At 64.7% G+C, this 15,505-nt stretch carries 13 protein-coding genes and 1 pseudogene; 9 read left to right on the top strand and 5 right to left on the bottom strand.

Features of this window, described 5'->3' with window-relative positions; genetic code table 11:
* Positions 1-1,179: TRAP transporter large permease subunit (locus QZ213_RS12135; protein ID WP_291686313.1), on the top strand; the 1,179-nt coding region annotated here is incomplete at its 5' end.
* A 15-nt stretch (positions 1,180-1,194) separates the two neighbouring features.
* Here QZ213_RS12135 and QZ213_RS12130 read toward each other — a convergent pair.
* Positions 1,195-2,169 carry a tripartite tricarboxylate transporter substrate binding protein gene (locus tag QZ213_RS12130; RefSeq protein ID WP_291686312.1) on the bottom strand — a complete coding sequence of 325 codons (975 nt, stop codon included), beginning with the start codon at positions 2,167-2,169 and terminating at the stop codon, positions 1,195-1,197.
* A 30-nt stretch (positions 2,170-2,199) separates the two neighbouring features.
* On the bottom strand, positions 2,200-3,570 hold the full coding sequence (locus tag QZ213_RS12125; protein ID WP_291686311.1) for a PLP-dependent aminotransferase family protein: 1,371 nt from the start codon (positions 3,568-3,570) through the stop codon (positions 2,200-2,202).
* A 328-nt stretch (positions 3,571-3,898) separates the two neighbouring features.
* Between QZ213_RS12125 and QZ213_RS12120 the strand changes: the two genes are divergently transcribed.
* Genes QZ213_RS12120 through QZ213_RS12085 form a run of 8 tightly spaced genes read left to right on the top strand, consistent with a single transcriptional unit; the run spans position 3,899 to position 11,603 of the window.
* The gene (locus QZ213_RS12120; protein WP_291686310.1) at positions 3,899-4,225 is read left to right on the top strand and encodes an NIPSNAP family protein; all 327 of its coding nucleotides are present in this window, start codon (positions 3,899-3,901) and stop codon (positions 4,223-4,225) included.
* A 7-nt stretch (positions 4,226-4,232) separates the two neighbouring features.
* The gene (locus QZ213_RS12115; protein WP_291686309.1) at positions 4,233-5,117 is read left to right on the top strand and encodes an FAD binding domain-containing protein; all 885 of its coding nucleotides are present in this window, start codon (positions 4,233-4,235) and stop codon (positions 5,115-5,117) included.
* Positions 5,114-5,632 carry a (2Fe-2S)-binding protein gene (locus QZ213_RS12110; protein WP_291686308.1) on the top strand — a complete coding sequence of 173 codons (519 nt, stop codon included), beginning with the start codon at positions 5,114-5,116 and terminating at the stop codon, positions 5,630-5,632. Before QZ213_RS12115 ends, QZ213_RS12110 begins: the two co-directional genes overlap by 4 nt.
* On the top strand, positions 5,629-8,028 hold the full coding sequence (locus QZ213_RS12105; protein WP_291686307.1) for a xanthine dehydrogenase family protein molybdopterin-binding subunit: 2,400 nt from the start codon (positions 5,629-5,631) through the stop codon (positions 8,026-8,028). Before QZ213_RS12110 ends, QZ213_RS12105 begins: the two co-directional genes overlap by 4 nt.
* A gap of 4 nt (positions 8,029-8,032) precedes the next feature.
* A complete protein-coding gene (locus QZ213_RS12100) occupies positions 8,033-9,010 on the top strand; it encodes an amidohydrolase family protein (RefSeq protein WP_291686306.1) in 978 nt (325 codons plus the stop codon).
* Between the two features lie 42 nt (positions 9,011-9,052).
* A complete protein-coding gene (locus tag QZ213_RS12095) occupies positions 9,053-10,024 on the top strand; it encodes an ABC transporter substrate-binding protein (RefSeq protein WP_291686305.1) in 972 nt (323 codons plus the stop codon).
* A complete protein-coding gene (locus tag QZ213_RS12090) occupies positions 10,021-10,836 on the top strand; it encodes an ABC transporter permease subunit (RefSeq protein ID WP_291686304.1) in 816 nt (271 codons plus the stop codon). Before QZ213_RS12095 ends, QZ213_RS12090 begins: the two co-directional genes overlap by 4 nt.
* Positions 10,833-11,603, top strand: coding sequence for an ABC transporter ATP-binding protein (locus QZ213_RS12085; RefSeq protein WP_291686303.1), 771 nt, complete (start codon positions 10,833-10,835; stop codon positions 11,601-11,603). The genes QZ213_RS12090 and QZ213_RS12085 overlap by 4 nt, the downstream gene beginning before the upstream one ends.
* A 12-nt stretch (positions 11,604-11,615) precedes the next feature.
* Here the strand turns inward: QZ213_RS12085 and QZ213_RS12080 are convergent, their stop codons facing one another.
* From QZ213_RS12080 to QZ213_RS12070, 3 genes and pseudogenes are all read right to left on the bottom strand, one after another.
* Positions 11,616-12,572 carry a sugar ABC transporter substrate-binding protein gene (locus QZ213_RS12080; RefSeq protein WP_291686302.1) on the bottom strand — a complete coding sequence of 319 codons (957 nt, stop codon included), beginning with the start codon at positions 12,570-12,572 and terminating at the stop codon, positions 11,616-11,618.
* A gap of 123 nt (positions 12,573-12,695) precedes the next feature.
* Entirely contained in the window at positions 12,696-15,236 is a 2,541-nt protein-coding gene (locus QZ213_RS12075) for a branched-chain amino acid ABC transporter ATP-binding protein/permease (RefSeq protein WP_291686301.1), read from the bottom strand.
* Positions 15,233-15,505 (bottom strand): annotated as a pseudogene (locus tag QZ213_RS12070) (branched-chain amino acid ABC transporter permease); the annotation flags it as partial. The gene QZ213_RS12075 and the pseudogene QZ213_RS12070, both read right to left, overlap by 4 nt.

Here is a 15,505-nt window from a genome sequence, read left to right as displayed (position 1 = left end):
ACCGACGTGCGGACCGAATCGGTGGCGCTGAAGCTGTTCACGGGCATCGAGAGCTTCGAGATCATGGCGATCCCGTTCTTCATTCTCGCGGGCAATTTCCTCACCCATGGCGGCGTCGCCCGCCGCATGATCGCATTCGCGACCGCGATGGTCGGTCACTGGTATGGCGGCCTCGCGCTCTCGGCGGTGCTGGCCTGCGCCCTGTTCGCCGCCATCTCCGGCTCGTCGCCGGCCACCGTGGTCGCGATCGGCTCGGTGATCCTGCCGGCGATGGTGGCGCAGGGATTCCCGAAACGCTTCGGCGCCGGCGTCATCACCACCTCGGGCTCGCTCGGCATCCTGATTCCGCCGTCGATCCCGATGGTGCTGTTCGCGGTCTCGACCAATACCTCGGTCGGCAAGCTGTTCATCGCCGGCATCGTGCCGGGCATCGCGCTGGCGACCATGCTGGGCGCGACCACGTGGTACCGTGCCTGGCGCAACGACTATCCGCGGATGCCGAAGGCGACCTTCACCGATCGCCTCGATGCCTTCCGGAAATCGGTCTGGGGTCTGTTGCTGATCGTGATCGTGATCGGCGGCATCTACAGCGGGCTGTTCACCCCGACCGAAGCTGCCGCGGTCAGCGCGGTCTATGCCTTCATCGTCGCGGTCTTCATCTACAAGGATTTGCGGCTTCGGGATGTGCCGAAGGTGCTGCTGTCGTCGGCGAACCTCAGCGCCATGCTGCTCTACATCATCACCAACGCGGTGCTGTTCTCGTTCCTGATGACCTACGAGAATATTCCGCACGCGCTGGCGCAGTGGATGATCGATCAGGGTTTCGGCTGGATCGGCTTCCTCTTGGTCGTCAACCTCCTGCTGTTGATGGCCGGCAACGTGATGGAGCCGTCATCCATCATTCTGATCATGGCGCCGATCCTGTTTCCGGTCGCGGTGAAGCTCGGCATCGATCCCATTCACTTCGGCATCCTGATGACGGTGAACATGGAAGTCGGGCTGTGTCACCCGCCGGTCGGGCTGAACCTCTACGTCGCCTCCGGCATCGCCAAGATGGGCATCACCGAGCTCACCATCGCGGTGTGGCCGTGGCTCCTCACCATGCTGGTGTTCCTGGTGATCGTGACCTACTGGCCCGGCCTGTCGCTGTTTCTGCCCAACCTGCTCGGGATGAATTAGGGTTGCCGCGCGGCGTCAGTCGACGCTGATGTGGCCGGCCTTGATCGGCGCCGCCCATTTGACGATCTCGCTTTGCACGAATTTCGCCAGATATTCCGGCGTGGTGCGGTCGTCGGAAACGAAGATGAGGCCGGCGCTTTCGAGTTTCTCCCGCACCGCCGGCGTCTTCATGGCTTCGACGGTGGCGTGGTTGAGTTTTTGGATGATCGCCTCGGGCGTTCCCTTCGGCACGAAGAACGCGTTCCAGGTATAGGCTTCGACGTCGAAGCCCTGCTCGATGGCGGTGGGCACGTTCGGAAGCACCTTCGAGCGCTCTTTGGTCAGGATCGCGATCGCCTTGACCGTGCCGGCGTCGACCTGCGGCTTTGCGGTCGTGATGATGTCGCAGAGGTAGTCGACCCGGCCGCCCATCAAATCCTGCATTGCGGGGTTGGCGCCGCGATAGGGCACGTGGACGATGTCGAGCCCGGTGACCATGTTCACCAGCGCGCAGCCGAGATGGATCGCCGACCCCGTGCCGGCGGAGGCGAACTGCATCTTGTCCTTGTTGGCTTTGCCGTAGGCGACGAATTCCTTCATGTCCTTGACGGGCAGGTCCTTGCGCGCCACCAGCACCAGCGGCGCTTCGACCATCAGCGCCACGGCGGCGAAATCCGTCACGGAGTTGTAGGCCGGCTTCTTGAACAGCGACTGGTTCTGCGCCTGGGTGCCGACAGTGCCCAGCAGGAAGGTGTAGCCATCGGGCGCGGCCTTGGCGACGCGGTCGGCGCCGTTCATGCCGCCGGCGCCGCCGATATTTTCGATGATGACGGACTGCCCGAGGATTTCACCCATGCGCTGCGCGAACAGCCGCGCCAGCACGTCGTTCGGCCCGCCGGCCGCGAACGGATTGACCATGGTGATCGTCCGCGTCGGCCAATCCTCGGCGTTTGCCGCGCCGGTCAAAGCCAAGGCGGCAACGGCAATCAGCGCGCTGACGACTTTCCCCATGGTTTCCTCCCTGTTGCGTGTTTTTGGTCTTCAGACGAAAGAGATCGCTTCGGCCATCTCCAGGATGCGCCGGATTTCGACCAGCGCGCGCTCGAGGTCGGCTTCGGTCGCCGGCGCGCCGAGGCAGAGCCGGACGCCGAGGCTTTCATTTTCCATCCGCCGCAACGCGCCGGGAGGGGCAAGCGTAATGCCGGCCTGCGCGGCCTGCGCGATCAGGGCGGCCAGCGTGCGGCCGGCGGGCAGCGGCAGCCAGAGATGAAAACCGGCTACCCCGGTCGCAGGCGGCAGCCACTCCTTCAGAATCCGGCGCGCCATCCCGTCGCGGACCGCGGCCTTGTCGCGTTTGAGTTTGGCCTGGCGGGCGAGGCCGCCGTTCTGGATCAGCCGCGCCACCACTTCGGCCATGACCGGCACGGCCATCCAGCCGGTGGCGCGCAGCGCGTTGATCGAACGATCGCGGAACGCCTCCGGTGCGATCATGGCGGCGATGCGCAAGCCGGGCGCCAGGCATTTTGCAAAACTGACGATGTAGAAGCTGCGCTCCGGAATGAGCCTGGAGATGGGGCTAAGCGGCGGCGACAGCAGATAGCCGTAGGCGTCGTCTTCCAAGAGATAGGCGTCGTGCCTGCGCACGATCTCGGCGATGGCCTGCCGCCGCTTGGCCGGCATCACCGATCCCATCGGCGTTTGCAGCGTCGGCATGCAATAGAGCACGCGCGCGTTGGTCTCGGAGAATGCGCGGTCGAGATGTTCGGGAACGAGACCCTGCGCATCGGTCGCGACGCCGTGCAGCCGGTAGCCGGACAGCGCCGAGAGCGCGAGCATGCCGGAATAGGTGTAGCTTTCGGTCAGCACGGTATCGGCGGGCGACGCGACCATGGGAAGCGCGATCGACAGCGCATGCTGTCCGCCATGGGTGATGAAGAGATGATCGGTCTCCGTCGTGACGCCGAGCGACGTGAGCCAGGTGACCATCGCCTCGCGATGCCGGCGCAAGCCCTGGTGCGGCAGATAGCCGAGCAGGTTCGACATCTCGCCGTCGGCCACGATCTCCGCCAGCGCCGATGCAATGACTTCGTCTTCGCCGGTATAGGGCGGCACGTTCAGCGCCAGGTTGATCGTTGCCTGCGAGGGGCCGAGACCGCGCGCCTCGGCCCGTCGCTTTTGCACGAAGGTGCCGCGTCCGACTTCGCCCGAGATCAAGCCGCGTTGCTCGGCCTCCGCGTAGGCCTTCGAGATCGTGCCGACGCTGAGATCGAGTCGCTGCGCCATGTCGCGTTGCGGCAATAATCGCATGCCGGGCTTGACGCGGCCGGAGGCGATGTCAGCTTCCAATGCGGAGACGAAGGCGAGATAGCGCGGCCCTGGAAGCTTGGCGAGAGCGGGTACCCAGTCGGTCATTTCCTGCTATTCCGCGAGATGCACGCCTGACATCGGCAATTGTGCAATGTAGTACAATTTCAGAATTGTTTCAATATTTGGCACAGGCTCTGGCCCCCGGGCCGCCAGCCTTTGTGTATTGCAAAGTGGCGAAGGCCACAAGTGGCCGTTTTTAAGGGACTTCTGCGAGATGTCGGATCGCCTCATTTGGCCGATTGAACCAACTCAATCCGGCATAATTTGCCGGATTGCCTCAGTTTGTGTTTGACAATTTCCGCCGCTGGCTTCTATCGTCGCGGCCAAGGCAGCGGGCTTTCGACAAGCTGTCCGTCGAACCTGGGAGCGCGCTTTGATCTACGAAATCCGGATTTATGAAGCCGCCGATGGCTGCGCGGACGCGATGCGCCGCCGCTTTCGCGACAACGTCGCGACCAAATTTTTCCCCCGTCACGGCATCGAGCTGGTCGGCGCGTTCACCGCGCCGGCCGAGGACGGCCGTCTCACTTATATGACGCGCTTTGCCGACGAGGATGCGCGCAAAAAGGCATGGGCGTCGTTTGCCGCGGATCCGGAGTGGGCGGCGCTGAAGGCCGCGACCGAAACCGACGGGCCGCTGTTGAAGAACCAGAACATCTCGGTGCTGTCGCCGGCGATCGCCGGCTTGCCGCTCGGCTAGCGGCGCGATGAAACCCGCACCCTTCGATTATGTCAGACCGGACTCGCTCGCGGAGGCCTGCGAGCTATTGGCCGGCGACGATGACGCGCGGGTGATCGCGGGCGGACAAACGCTGGTGCCGATGCTCGCGATGCGGCTGGCGCGTCCGGCAAGACTGATCGACATCCTGCGCCTGCCGGAGCTTGCCGGAATTCGCGAGGAAAAAGGCTCGGTCGTCGTCGGCGCCACCACGCGCCAGGCGCAGGCCGAGCGCGACCCCATCATCCGGGCATCGGTGCCGATGCTGGCGCGCGTGTTGCCGTGGGTCGGCCATCCGCCGACCCGCAACCGCGGCACGGTCGGCGGCTCGATCGCCAACGGCGATCCGTCGGCCGAAATTCCGCTTGTTGCGGTGACATTGAGCGCCGAAATCATGCTCGCGGCCAGGACCGGCCCGACCTCGATGCCGGCGGAAGAGTTCTTCATTGGGCCGATGGTGACGTCGATCGATCAGGGCCAGTGTGTGCGCGCGATCCGGTTTCCGGTCTGGCCGCATCGGCGCATCGGGGTGGGTTTCTTCGAAGTCAGCTCGCGGCGCTCGGATTTTGCGTTCGTCGCCGCCGCGGCGCAAGTCGCGCTTGACGAGGAGGGGCGTTGCCTCGACATCGCGCTCGGCCTTGGCGGCGTGGCCGACCGGCCGCTGCGGCTCGATATGTCGTCGCTCGCCGGAACCGTGGTGGATGCCGCATCGGCGGCGGACGCGATCAACGCCGCCTGCGCCGATCTCGATGCGATGAGCGATTTGCACGCCAGCGCCACCTATCGCCGCCGCGTCGCCGGCGTACTTTGCCTCCGCGCGCTGGAGCAGGCGCGCGACAATGCGGCCGCCAAGCCAGCGAAAGGCGCGCGATGAAAGTCGATTTGCGCATCAACGGCGTCAGCCGAACCGCCGATATCGAGCCGCGCAAGACGCTGCTCGACGTGCTGCGCGAGAATTTCCTGCTCAACGGCACCCATGCCGGTTGCGAACACGGCGTCTGCGGTGCCTGCACGGTGCTGATCGACGGCGAGCCGGTGCGGTCCTGCCTGATGTTCGCGGTGCAGGCCGACGGCTACGAGATCACGACCATCGAAGGACTGGCGCCAGCGCCGGGCGAACTCAGCGTGATCCAGGACGCGTTCTGCGAGACCCACGGGCTGCAGTGCGGATATTGCACGCCGGGCATGATCCTGTCGGCGCATGCGCTCTTGCAGCGTAACGTGACGCCGACGCGGGAGGATATCGTGGAGGCCATCTCCGGCAATATCTGCCGCTGCACCGGTTACGGGCAGATCATCGAGGCGGTGCAGTTCGCCGCGCGCTTGCGCCTCGCCAATACGCCGCGCCAGGCCGCGCAGACCGACAAATCCGTCGCGGAGGCGAAATGAGCGCCGATCCCGCCACCTTCCGCTTCGTCTCGACCAACCGCCGGGTACGCGAGGATCGCCGCTTTGTTGCGGGCCACGGCCATTACGTCGCCGATGTCGCGCTCGAAGGCATGCTGCATGTCGCGGTGTTGCCGTCGCAGCATCCGGCCGCGCGGATCGACTCGATTGATGCGTCCGCGGCGCTGGCGATGCCCGGCGTCCATTATGTGCTGACCGGCGACGAACTCGCCGCGGCGACCGATCCCTTGATGAATGGCCTCGATACGCCGCTGGTAAAACGCCATCCGCTCGCGGTCGGGCAAACCCGCTATGCCGGCGAATGGGTCGTCGCCGTGGTCGCCGACAGCCGCGCGCTCGCCGAAGACGCCGCCGAAAAAGTCGTCGTCGACTATGAGCCGCTGCCTTTCGTGATGCACGCGGAAGAAGCGCTGCAGCCGGACAGTCCGCCGGTGCATGCCGCGCATGGTTCCAACGTGCTGCTCGACCGCACGTTTGTGTGGGGCGAGGTCGAAAAGCATTTCGCCGAGAGCCCGCGGCATCTGTCGTTTCGCGTCACCTGGGGCCGCAGCTCCACGGTTCCGATCGAGACCTTCGGTGTCGTCGCGTCCTGGGATCCCTGGCGCGACATGCTGGATGTCTGGGCCTCGATCCAGATGCCGAAATATCCCGACCAGATCGCGCGCGCCTTGCGAATCCCGGCCAATAACGTGCGGGTGCATCAGGACGTCGATGTCGGCGGCAGCTACGGCGTCAAGCGCGGCATCAAGCAGACCGTGCTGGTGGCGCATCTGGCGCGGCGGCTCGGCCGGCCGGTGCGTCTGATCGAGGACCGGCTGGACAATATGGGCGGCGGCGACGCCCACGGCCCCGACCGCATTTTCGATGTCGATCTCGCGTTCAACGATGATGGCATCGTCAAGTCGATGAAGATCCGTGCGCTGGACAATGCCGGCGCCTATGCCGGCCGAGCGCCGTTCCAACTGGGCAAGCCGATCGGCGCCATCGTCGGTCCCTACAGAATGGAAAGCGTGCAGTACCGCGCGCAATCGGTGACGTCCAACAAGGCGGTGCAGGAAGCCGTGCGCGGCTTCGGCCAGTCGCCGACCAATTACGCGATCGAGACGGGTATCGACAAGGTCGCGGCGGCTACCGGCCTCGATCGCGTCGAGGTCCGCCGCCGCAATTTCATCCGCAAGGAGCAGTTCCCCTATCTGATCCCGAGCGGCAGCACCTATGACAGTGGCGACTATCACACCGTGGTCGACAAGGTGCTCGCCCATATCGACTTCGCGGCGATGGAACGGGAACGCGACCGATTGCGCGGCTCCGGGCTGCTCGCCGGCATCGGCATTGCCGCCTGCCTCGAGCCGAGCGGCGCCAACTCCTCATTCGAGCCGCTGCTCAACGAGAAGAACACGACCACCACCTGGATGGATTCCTGCCGCATCGTCGTCGATGGGCTCGGCTTTGTGACGATCACGATCCACAACACATCGTCCGGGCAGGGGCACGAGACCCTGGTTTCGACGGTCGTGGGTGAAGTGCTGCAGATCGATCCCGATCTGATCCGCGTGGTACGGCCGGATTCGCTGGCATGTTTACCTTCGAACTCACCGGTCGGCAGCCGCATGGCGATCATGCTCGGCGGCGCGGCGTTCCACGCCGCGCAGAAGCTGAGGACAAAACTGGCGCGGATCGGCGCGCATCAATTCGGCGTTGGCGAAGATGGGGTTGTCTACGCGTCCGGCGGCGTCGGCGTTCCCGGCGGCAAGCAGCTCGGCTGGGCCGAACTCGTCAACATCGCCCATCGCAATTATCATCTGTTGCCGGAGGGCATGGAGCCCGGCCTCGAGACCACCCATGTGATGCAGGTTCCGACCGGGGGCACGCTGCCGAAGGACGGCCGCGTCCAGATGTACCCGTGCCATTCCTTCGAGTTTCACGTGGTGCTGATCGCGATCGATCCGGCGATCGGCAAGCCGGAAATCCGGCGCTATGTGATCGGTCATGATTGCGGCACGGTGATCACCCCGCACATCGTCAAGGGCATGACGCTGGGCGGCATCGCCCACGGCCTTGGCGCTGCGCTATTGGAAGAGTTCGTCTATAATGACGAAGGCCAGCTGATCACCCAGGGTTTCATGGATTACCTGCTGCCGTCCGCCCACGAGGTGCCCGCGGTCGAGATCGTGCATCACTGCACGCCGTCGCCCTTCACCGTGTTCGGGCAGAAGGGTTCTGGCGAAAGCGGCTATCTCGGTGCGCCCGCCGCGATCTCCGGCGCCATCAATGACAGCGTTGCGTCGCTCGGCATTTCCTTCAACAAGCTTCCGATCCGCATTTCCGCCATCGGCGACGCCATCGCCGCCGCGCAACCAGCCAAATCCAAAGAGTGACAAAATGATCATCGACTGCCACGCCCATCTGGTGCCGCCGAGTCTCCTGGACGCGATCCGCGCGCAGGCTTCGAGCTTTCCGTCGATCCGCCTGATCGAGGACGGCGGCAGCCTCGGCTTTTCCTTTGCCGGGGGCAAGCCGACCCGGCCGGTGTCGAAGCCGCTGAGCGATCTGCCCGGCCGCCTGAAATGGATGGACGAACAGAAGATCGAGAAGCAGGTGGTCGGCGGCTGGCTCGACATGTTCGCCTATGAGGTACCGGCCGAGGAGGGCGCGGCCTGGTCGCGCCTGATCAACACGCATCTGGCGCAGACCGCGATGCGCGAGCCGCGCTTCGTGCCGCTCGCCACGGTTCCCCTGCAGGACGGCGCGCGCGCCGCGGAAGTGCTGCGTGAGGCGCATGCGGCCGGCTTCAAGGGTGCGATGATCGGCACCCAGCCGAAGGGCAAGGGCGGCGTGCTCGACGATCCCGCGCTGAAGCCGTTCTGGGAGACCGCCAACGAACTCGGCTCGGTGGTGTTCATCCATCCGGTATTCGAAAGCGGCGACGACCGCGTGCATGATTACGGCATGGCGAACGCGGTCGGGCGCATCACCGATACGCTGATCGCGATGTCGCGGCTGATTTATGCGGGCCACGTCACCCGTTATGCCAATGCGAAGATCGTCGCCGGCATCGGCGGCGCGGCTCTGCCCTATGTGATCGGCCGCTTGCGCCGCAATTATTCCCTCGACAAGGACAAGCTCGGCGATCCCGACGCGGCGCTGGCGGCGATGTATTACGACACGATCGTCCAGGACCCGCGAGCGCTGCGCTATCTCGCGGACATCGTCGGCCCCGAGCGGATCATGATGGGTTCGGACATGCCGTTCCCGATTGGCGATCTCGCGCCAACCAAGATCGTCGCCGAAGCCAGATTTTCAGACAGCGAGCGCGCCGCCATCAATGGCGGCCTGGCGCGCAAGCTTTTCGGCCTGTGAGGAAACTGCAGATAACAGCGAACAAATTGCGGGAGAGGCGTCATGTATAGAGTTTTGGCTTGCCTAGCATGTGTCGGGAGTCTGCTCTCGCCGGGGCTGGCGCGGGCGCAAGCTCCCGAGCCGATCTCCATCGTCGTGTTCGGGCCTCCCTCGCTCGGCGCGTTTCTGCCGCCTGTCATCAAGGCGCAGAAGCTGGACGAGAAGAACGGCCTTGCGATCAAATTCGAGGAGCGCACGCCCGACGCCTATACCGCGCAGTTCAATTCCGGCGAATTCCAGCTTGGCGGCAGCGCCTCGCTGTTGACGGTCGGGCTCGCCGATACCCGCGGCGTCAAGGTCACGTATCTCTTCAACCTGTTCGATTTCTGGGGTGCGGTCGTCACCTCCCGGCCCGAGGTCAAGACGCTGAAAGACCTGGAAGGCAAGGACCTCGCCGCGGCCAAGGGCACCACCAATTATGTGATGTTCGACTGGTTCGCGCGCCAGCTCGGCGCCGATACGGCAAAGTTTTCGGTGGTCAATACCGCGACACCCGGCCTGATCGGTTACGCGCTTGCCGATCGCGCCGCCGCCGTCCAGCTCTGGGAGCCGGCCTATACGACGCTGTTGTCAAAGAAGCCGGAGATGCGGACCATCGATCTTGCCATTGCCGACAGCTGGAAGAAATTCACCGGCAGCCGCAACATTCCCTATCTCGGCGTCGCCGCGCACCTCGATTGGGTCGAGAAGCACCCAGCGCTGGTTCCGAAACTCTATGCTACCTACAGGCAAGCCGCGGACTGGGTGGCGGCGCATCCCGACGATGCCTCGAAACTGATCGCGGCGAAGGGCACGCCGGATGACCAGAAGGCGATCGCCGACCTCATTCGCGCCAATGACCGGCTCGGCATGAACGTAAAGTGGGCTTCCGACGTCGCCAGGGAAATCAACTCGGTCTATGCCGCCGGCAAGTCGATCGCTTTCCTTCCGTCGGACCCGGCCGCATCGACCATTTACCAGGCGCCGGGCAAATGAGCGATGCCGCGCCACAGACCGTGACGTCGCCGCGGGAAAACCGGCTGTTCGCGGCGGCAAAGCGGCTGGGGACATCGGTGCTGCCGTTCGTCGTGGTGATCCTGGTCTGGCAATTCGCCTCGCTGTTCTTTCCGCGCTTTCTGTTTCCCTCGCTGATCGACGTGTTCTGGCGCTGCATCGATATCTTCTCCAGCGGGGCGATGTTCGCCGACGTGCTGGCGACCATCCTTCGCATTCTGGCGGGACTTGCCGGCGCTTTCGTCATCGGCGGGGGGCTGGCGCTGTTGATGGTGCGCTCGCGCGCGGTCGACAATTTCATGTCGCCGATCCTGACGCTGTTCCAGGGTATCCCGGCGCTGTCCTGGGTGGTGTTCGCCATCATCTGGTTTCACGGCGTCGAGTTCCGCATCTTCTTCATCATGGTGATGACGACGCTGCCGGCCTTCACCTTCCAGGTGCTGGGCGCCCTGCGGGCGATGTCGAAAGACCTGATGGAGATGGTGTTCAGCTTCCGTCCCACCCGCGCGAAACTGTTCCGGGTGATGATCGCGCCGGCGATCCTGCCGGACATTCTCACCGCCTGGAAAGTCAATCTCGGCAACGCCTCGCGCGTGGTGGTCGTCGCCGAGCTGGTCGGCGCGACCGGCGGCGTCGGCTATCAATTGCTGCAGCAACAGCAGCTGTTCGACATGGCCGGCGCGCTGGCCTGGACATTGCAACTGGTGTTCTTCGTGCTGATCGTGCAGGGCGCGCTGACGCTGATCGAAAACACCGCGTTCCGTTACCGCGCCGTGTCGGAGCGCGCGATATGAGGGACACCGTCACGCCGCTTGCGGCCGCCATTCATCTAGAGCATGTCTCGAAAGTGTTCGGCAAGGCGGGCACTGATTCCGCTTACCGTGCGGTGGACGGCCTTGATCTCGACGTCCGCCCCGGCCAGATGCTGGCGCTGCTCGGCAAGACCGGCTGCGGCAAGTCGACCATCTTCAACATGATCGCAGGATTGACGGAGCCGAGCAGCGGCACCGTGCGCGTCAGCGGCCGCGATCCCTTTAGGGAATTCGACTCCTTCCGCGGCAAGATGGCGATCGTATTCCAGAGCGACCGGCTGTTGCCCTGGCGTACCGCGATCCAGAACGTCGAACTCGGGCTGGAAATGCTGGAAGTGCCGGCGGCGGAGCGGCGGGAGAAGGCGCAGCTGTGGCTGACCAAACTCGGGCTCGGCGGGCACGAGAACGACTATCCGCACGCGCTTTCCGGCGGCATGCGCCAGCGCGTCTCGATCGCGCGCGCCTTTGCCACCAACGCCAATATCCTGCTGTGCGACGAGCCGTTCTCGGCGCTCGACGAATCCACCGCCGGGCGGCTGCGCGCGGAGTTCGTGCGGCTGGTGAAGGAAAACGGCAAGACCGCCGTGTTCATCACCCATTCGATCAGCGAAGCCCTGGAAATCGGCGACCGCATCGTGGTGCTGAAACGTCCCGCCAAAATCGCCTACGACGTCAGCTTCGATGCCGATACGGGACGGGAGGAGCGCGAGCTCATTCGAAGCCGGATCGGCGGGGTGCTCGCGGAGTGAGCGCAGCCAGGTTTACCTCACCACGTCGCTCCATTCCGGACATGTCTGCTGCTCGACCGGCACCAGCCATGACTTGTAGTTGTTCTTGTCGATGATCTCGGCCGGCAGCATCACCTTTTCCGGCAGCGGCTCGTGCCTGACGTAGCGCACCGCGGCCCGTGTCGCGGTGCAGCCGATCTTGAACATGTTGAAGTCGACGGAGGCGAGGATCGCGCCGGTCTCGATCTGCTTTACCGCCGGCAGGATGCCGTTGATGCCGATCACGATCGAGGTGCGGCCCGCTTCCTTCAGCGCCTCCAGCGCGCCGAGCGCCATGCCGTCGTTGGCGGACAGCACGGCGTCGATCTCCGGGTAGTCGCCCAGGAATTTCGCCATCAGCCGCCTGGCGTCGGGTTGCTGGTAGTTGCCGATCCCGGAGCCGAGCACGTCGATGCCGGGAAATTCGGCAAGCGCGCGCTTGTAGCCGCGCACGCGCTCGCGGTTGGTGGGCGCCGCCGGCGTGCCCTCGATGATGACGATCTTGCCCTTGCCGCCAAGCTTTTCGAACAGATAGCGCGCCTCGCGGTATCCGATCTCGTAATCGTCGGCGCCGACATAGGTGACGAAGCTGCCCGGCAGTGGATTGGAAACCAGCACGATCGGGATTTTCGCCTCGTTGAGCTTCTTCACGGAATCGATCATCGCGACATCGTCGACGGGAATGAAGATGACGGCGTCCGGCCGGTCCTTCAGCACGTGCTCGACCATCTCCTTCTGTTCGTCGACATTGTCGGGCTTGTTCGGAACGTAGTGCACGATCCGCGCGTTTGCCGCATGGCCGACCTGGTCGGCGGCGATGCGGAACGCCTGATAGGCCGGATTGGTCGAGTTCTTGGTGAAGACGGCGATGGTCATCTTCTCGTCGGCGGCCTGGGCGAGGCTTGCGAACAGGACCGTTGCACCGGCCAGCACTGCCATCGGGTATCGCATCGCAGCCTCCCTCGGTCGAAGCTATTCGTCATTCCCGGATGGTCCAAAGGACCAGACCTCAGATGTGCAATTGCACATCGTAGTGCGATGCTTCGCATCGCCCCGGAACGACAGCGTCATCGTTCACAGCCACAAGATCTTCTTGCGGTATTCCAGATCGGTCAGCAACGGCGCCGCGGGTCCCTGGTGGAACACCGCGCCGCGCTCCAGCGCGAAGACGCGGTCGGCGAGCGTCAGAACCAGATCGAGATTGTGCTCGACGATCACGATGGAAGTGTGCCGGCGCAACAGGTCGAACACCTTGAACAATTCAAGGATCACGGTGGGGGCGAGCCCCTCGAACGGCTCGTCCAGCAGCAACAGCCGTACGTTGCCCGACATCGCGCGGGCCACCGCCACCATCTGCTGCTCGCCGCCGGACAGATAGTCGGCCGCGACATTGATGCGCTCCTTCAGACGCGGGAAATAGTCGAGGATCTGGTCCTCGCTCCACACCACGCCGTGGCTTCCGTCGGTCTTGCGCGCCAGACGTCCGAGCGAAAGGTTCTCCCGCACGGTCATGCCCGCGAACAGCCCGCGCCCCTGCGGCACGTAGCCGATCCCCGCGCGCGCGATATCCGGGGCCGGCAGCCCGGCGATGTTGCGGCCCTCATATTCGATTTGACCCGAGGTCAGCGGCACCAGCCCGGCCAGCGTCTTCAAAAGCGTGGACTTGCCGGCGCCGTTGCGGCCCAACAGCGCCACGATCTCGCCTTCGCGCACGTCGAGCGTGGCGTCGTGCAGGATATGGCTCTTGCCGTAAAAGGTGTTGACGCCCTCGAAGCGCAGGATTGGCGCGGCTTCCCGCGCCAAGTCGTGGCTGCGGCTGTGCTCGACCTCGGGAATGCCGGTACCGGTATAGATCTCCTGCACCCGACGGTCGGCGCGGACCGCCTCTGGCGGGCCCGTCATCAGCACCTCGCCCTGGTTCATCACGGTGACCTGTTGCGAGAAACCGAGCACGCGGTCGATGTCGTGTTCGACGATCAGCACCGGAATGTTGGCGGCGACGTTCTTGATCAGGTTCGAGACGCGCTCGCGTTCGGCGGCGGCCAGGCCCGCGAGCGGCTCGTCGAGCAGCAGCACCTGCGGTTTGGAGCCGAGCGCGATGCCGAGATCGACCAGCCGCTGGCCGCCGTAGGACAGTTCGCCACCCTCGATGGTCTCGATGCCTTCCAGGCCGAGAAATCTGATGAGCTCCGCGGTCTCGCGATGGATCTCGGGATAGCTGTCGATGTCGCGCCAGAGGTTGAAGCGCATGGCGCTGCGCGCCTGCAGCGACAGCCGCAGATTTTCGTAGATCGACAAGCCGCGGAACAGGTTGGTGATCTGGAACGAACGCGCGAGGCCGCGGTGGCAGATCAGGTCGGACGGTACGCCCTGAATCTCGCGGCCGCTGAGCTTGATGGTACCGGCGTTGGTCGGGTAGAGGCCCGAGATCAGGTTGAACAGCGTGGTCTTGCCGGCGCCGTTCGGGCCGATCAGCGCGTGAATCTCGCCGGCGCCGATCGTGAGGCTGGCGTTGTTGACGGCGCGGATGCCGCCGAAGTGCTTGGAGATGCCTTCGACTTCCAGCACGGTCCCCTTGAGGCCTTCTGGCAACAGAAAACCCGGCAGCGGCAAGCCTTCATAGATCTTGCGCTTGCTCATGGCGGCGCCTTCTTCCGGCGCCGGCCGGAAGCGCCGCATCAGCGTTCGCCAGATGCCGATCAGTCCGTCCGGCGAATAGATCACAAACCCGACGAAGATCAGCCCGAACCAGAGCAGCCAGTTCGCCGTCCAGATCGAAAACAGTTCGCGGAACAGGATGAAGAACAGCGCGCCGAGCGCCGGTCCCAGCATGCTGCGCATGCCGCCGATCACCACCATCGCCAGCAGTTCGCCGGAAAACGGCACCGAAACCGCTTCCGCCGAGACCAGATAGGTCTGGAACGCGAGCAGAGCGCCGGCAAGCCCGCTCACCACGGCCGAGATCACGAAGACGACGAGCTTGTAGCGCTCGACCGGATAACCCTGGAACGTCGCGCGCAGCTGGTTTTCGCGGATCGCCACCAGCACGTGGCCGAACGGCGATCGCGACAGGCGCAGCAGCGCATAGAGTACGGCAAGCCCGATCAGCGCGACCGTGACGTAGAAGGTCAGTGCATTGTCGAGGTTGAGTGTCCCGATGCGGCCGCGCTGCAGGCCGCCGAGGCCGTCCTCGCCGCCGGTCACCTCGCTCCAGCGGAAGGCGACGGTGTAGGTCAGCGCTGCGAGCGCCAGCGTCAGCAGCGAGAAATACACGCCCCGCCGCCGAAGGATGATGACGCCCGCGGCCGCCGACAGAGCCGCGACGAAGATCATCGACAGCAGCAGCGGCAGCCAGATCTCGCCGCCGAACCAGTGCAACTGGATCAGGCCGGCGGCATAGGCGCCGATGCCGAACCAGGTGCCGTGGCCGAACGACACCAGCCCGGTGTAGCCGACACAGAGATTGAGCCCCATGGCCGCGATCGCAAGGATCACCACCATGGTTCCGGTGTTGAGCGAGAGCCCGAGCAGTCGCAGAACGAATGGCAGGGCGATCAGCGCCAGGATCGCCAGCAGCAGCGGCCGGTATTTCCGGGTGAGCGAAGCGGTCGTCATTCGAATTTCTCGATGCGCTCGCCAAGCAGCCCGCGCGGCCGCACCAGCAGGACCAGAAACATCAGCACATAGATCGACGCCTCGCCGGCGGCTGGAGCGAAATGAATGGTGATGCCGCGCACCACGCCGACCAGCAATGCCGAGATCACGACGCCCCAGAAACTCCCGAGCCCGCCGATCACGACCACGACGAAGGCGACGGTGATGATCTCGGCCCCCATGGCCGGATGCACGATCGTGATCGGCGCAAAGAACGCGCCGCCCATCGC

It is taken from the genome of Bradyrhizobium sp. (genome assembly GCF_017881085.1).
GTDB lineage: Bacteria > Pseudomonadota > Alphaproteobacteria > Rhizobiales > Xanthobacteraceae > Bradyrhizobium.
Note: the sequence above shows the minus strand (reverse complement) of the source record. Positions and strands in the feature narration are given on the sequence as shown.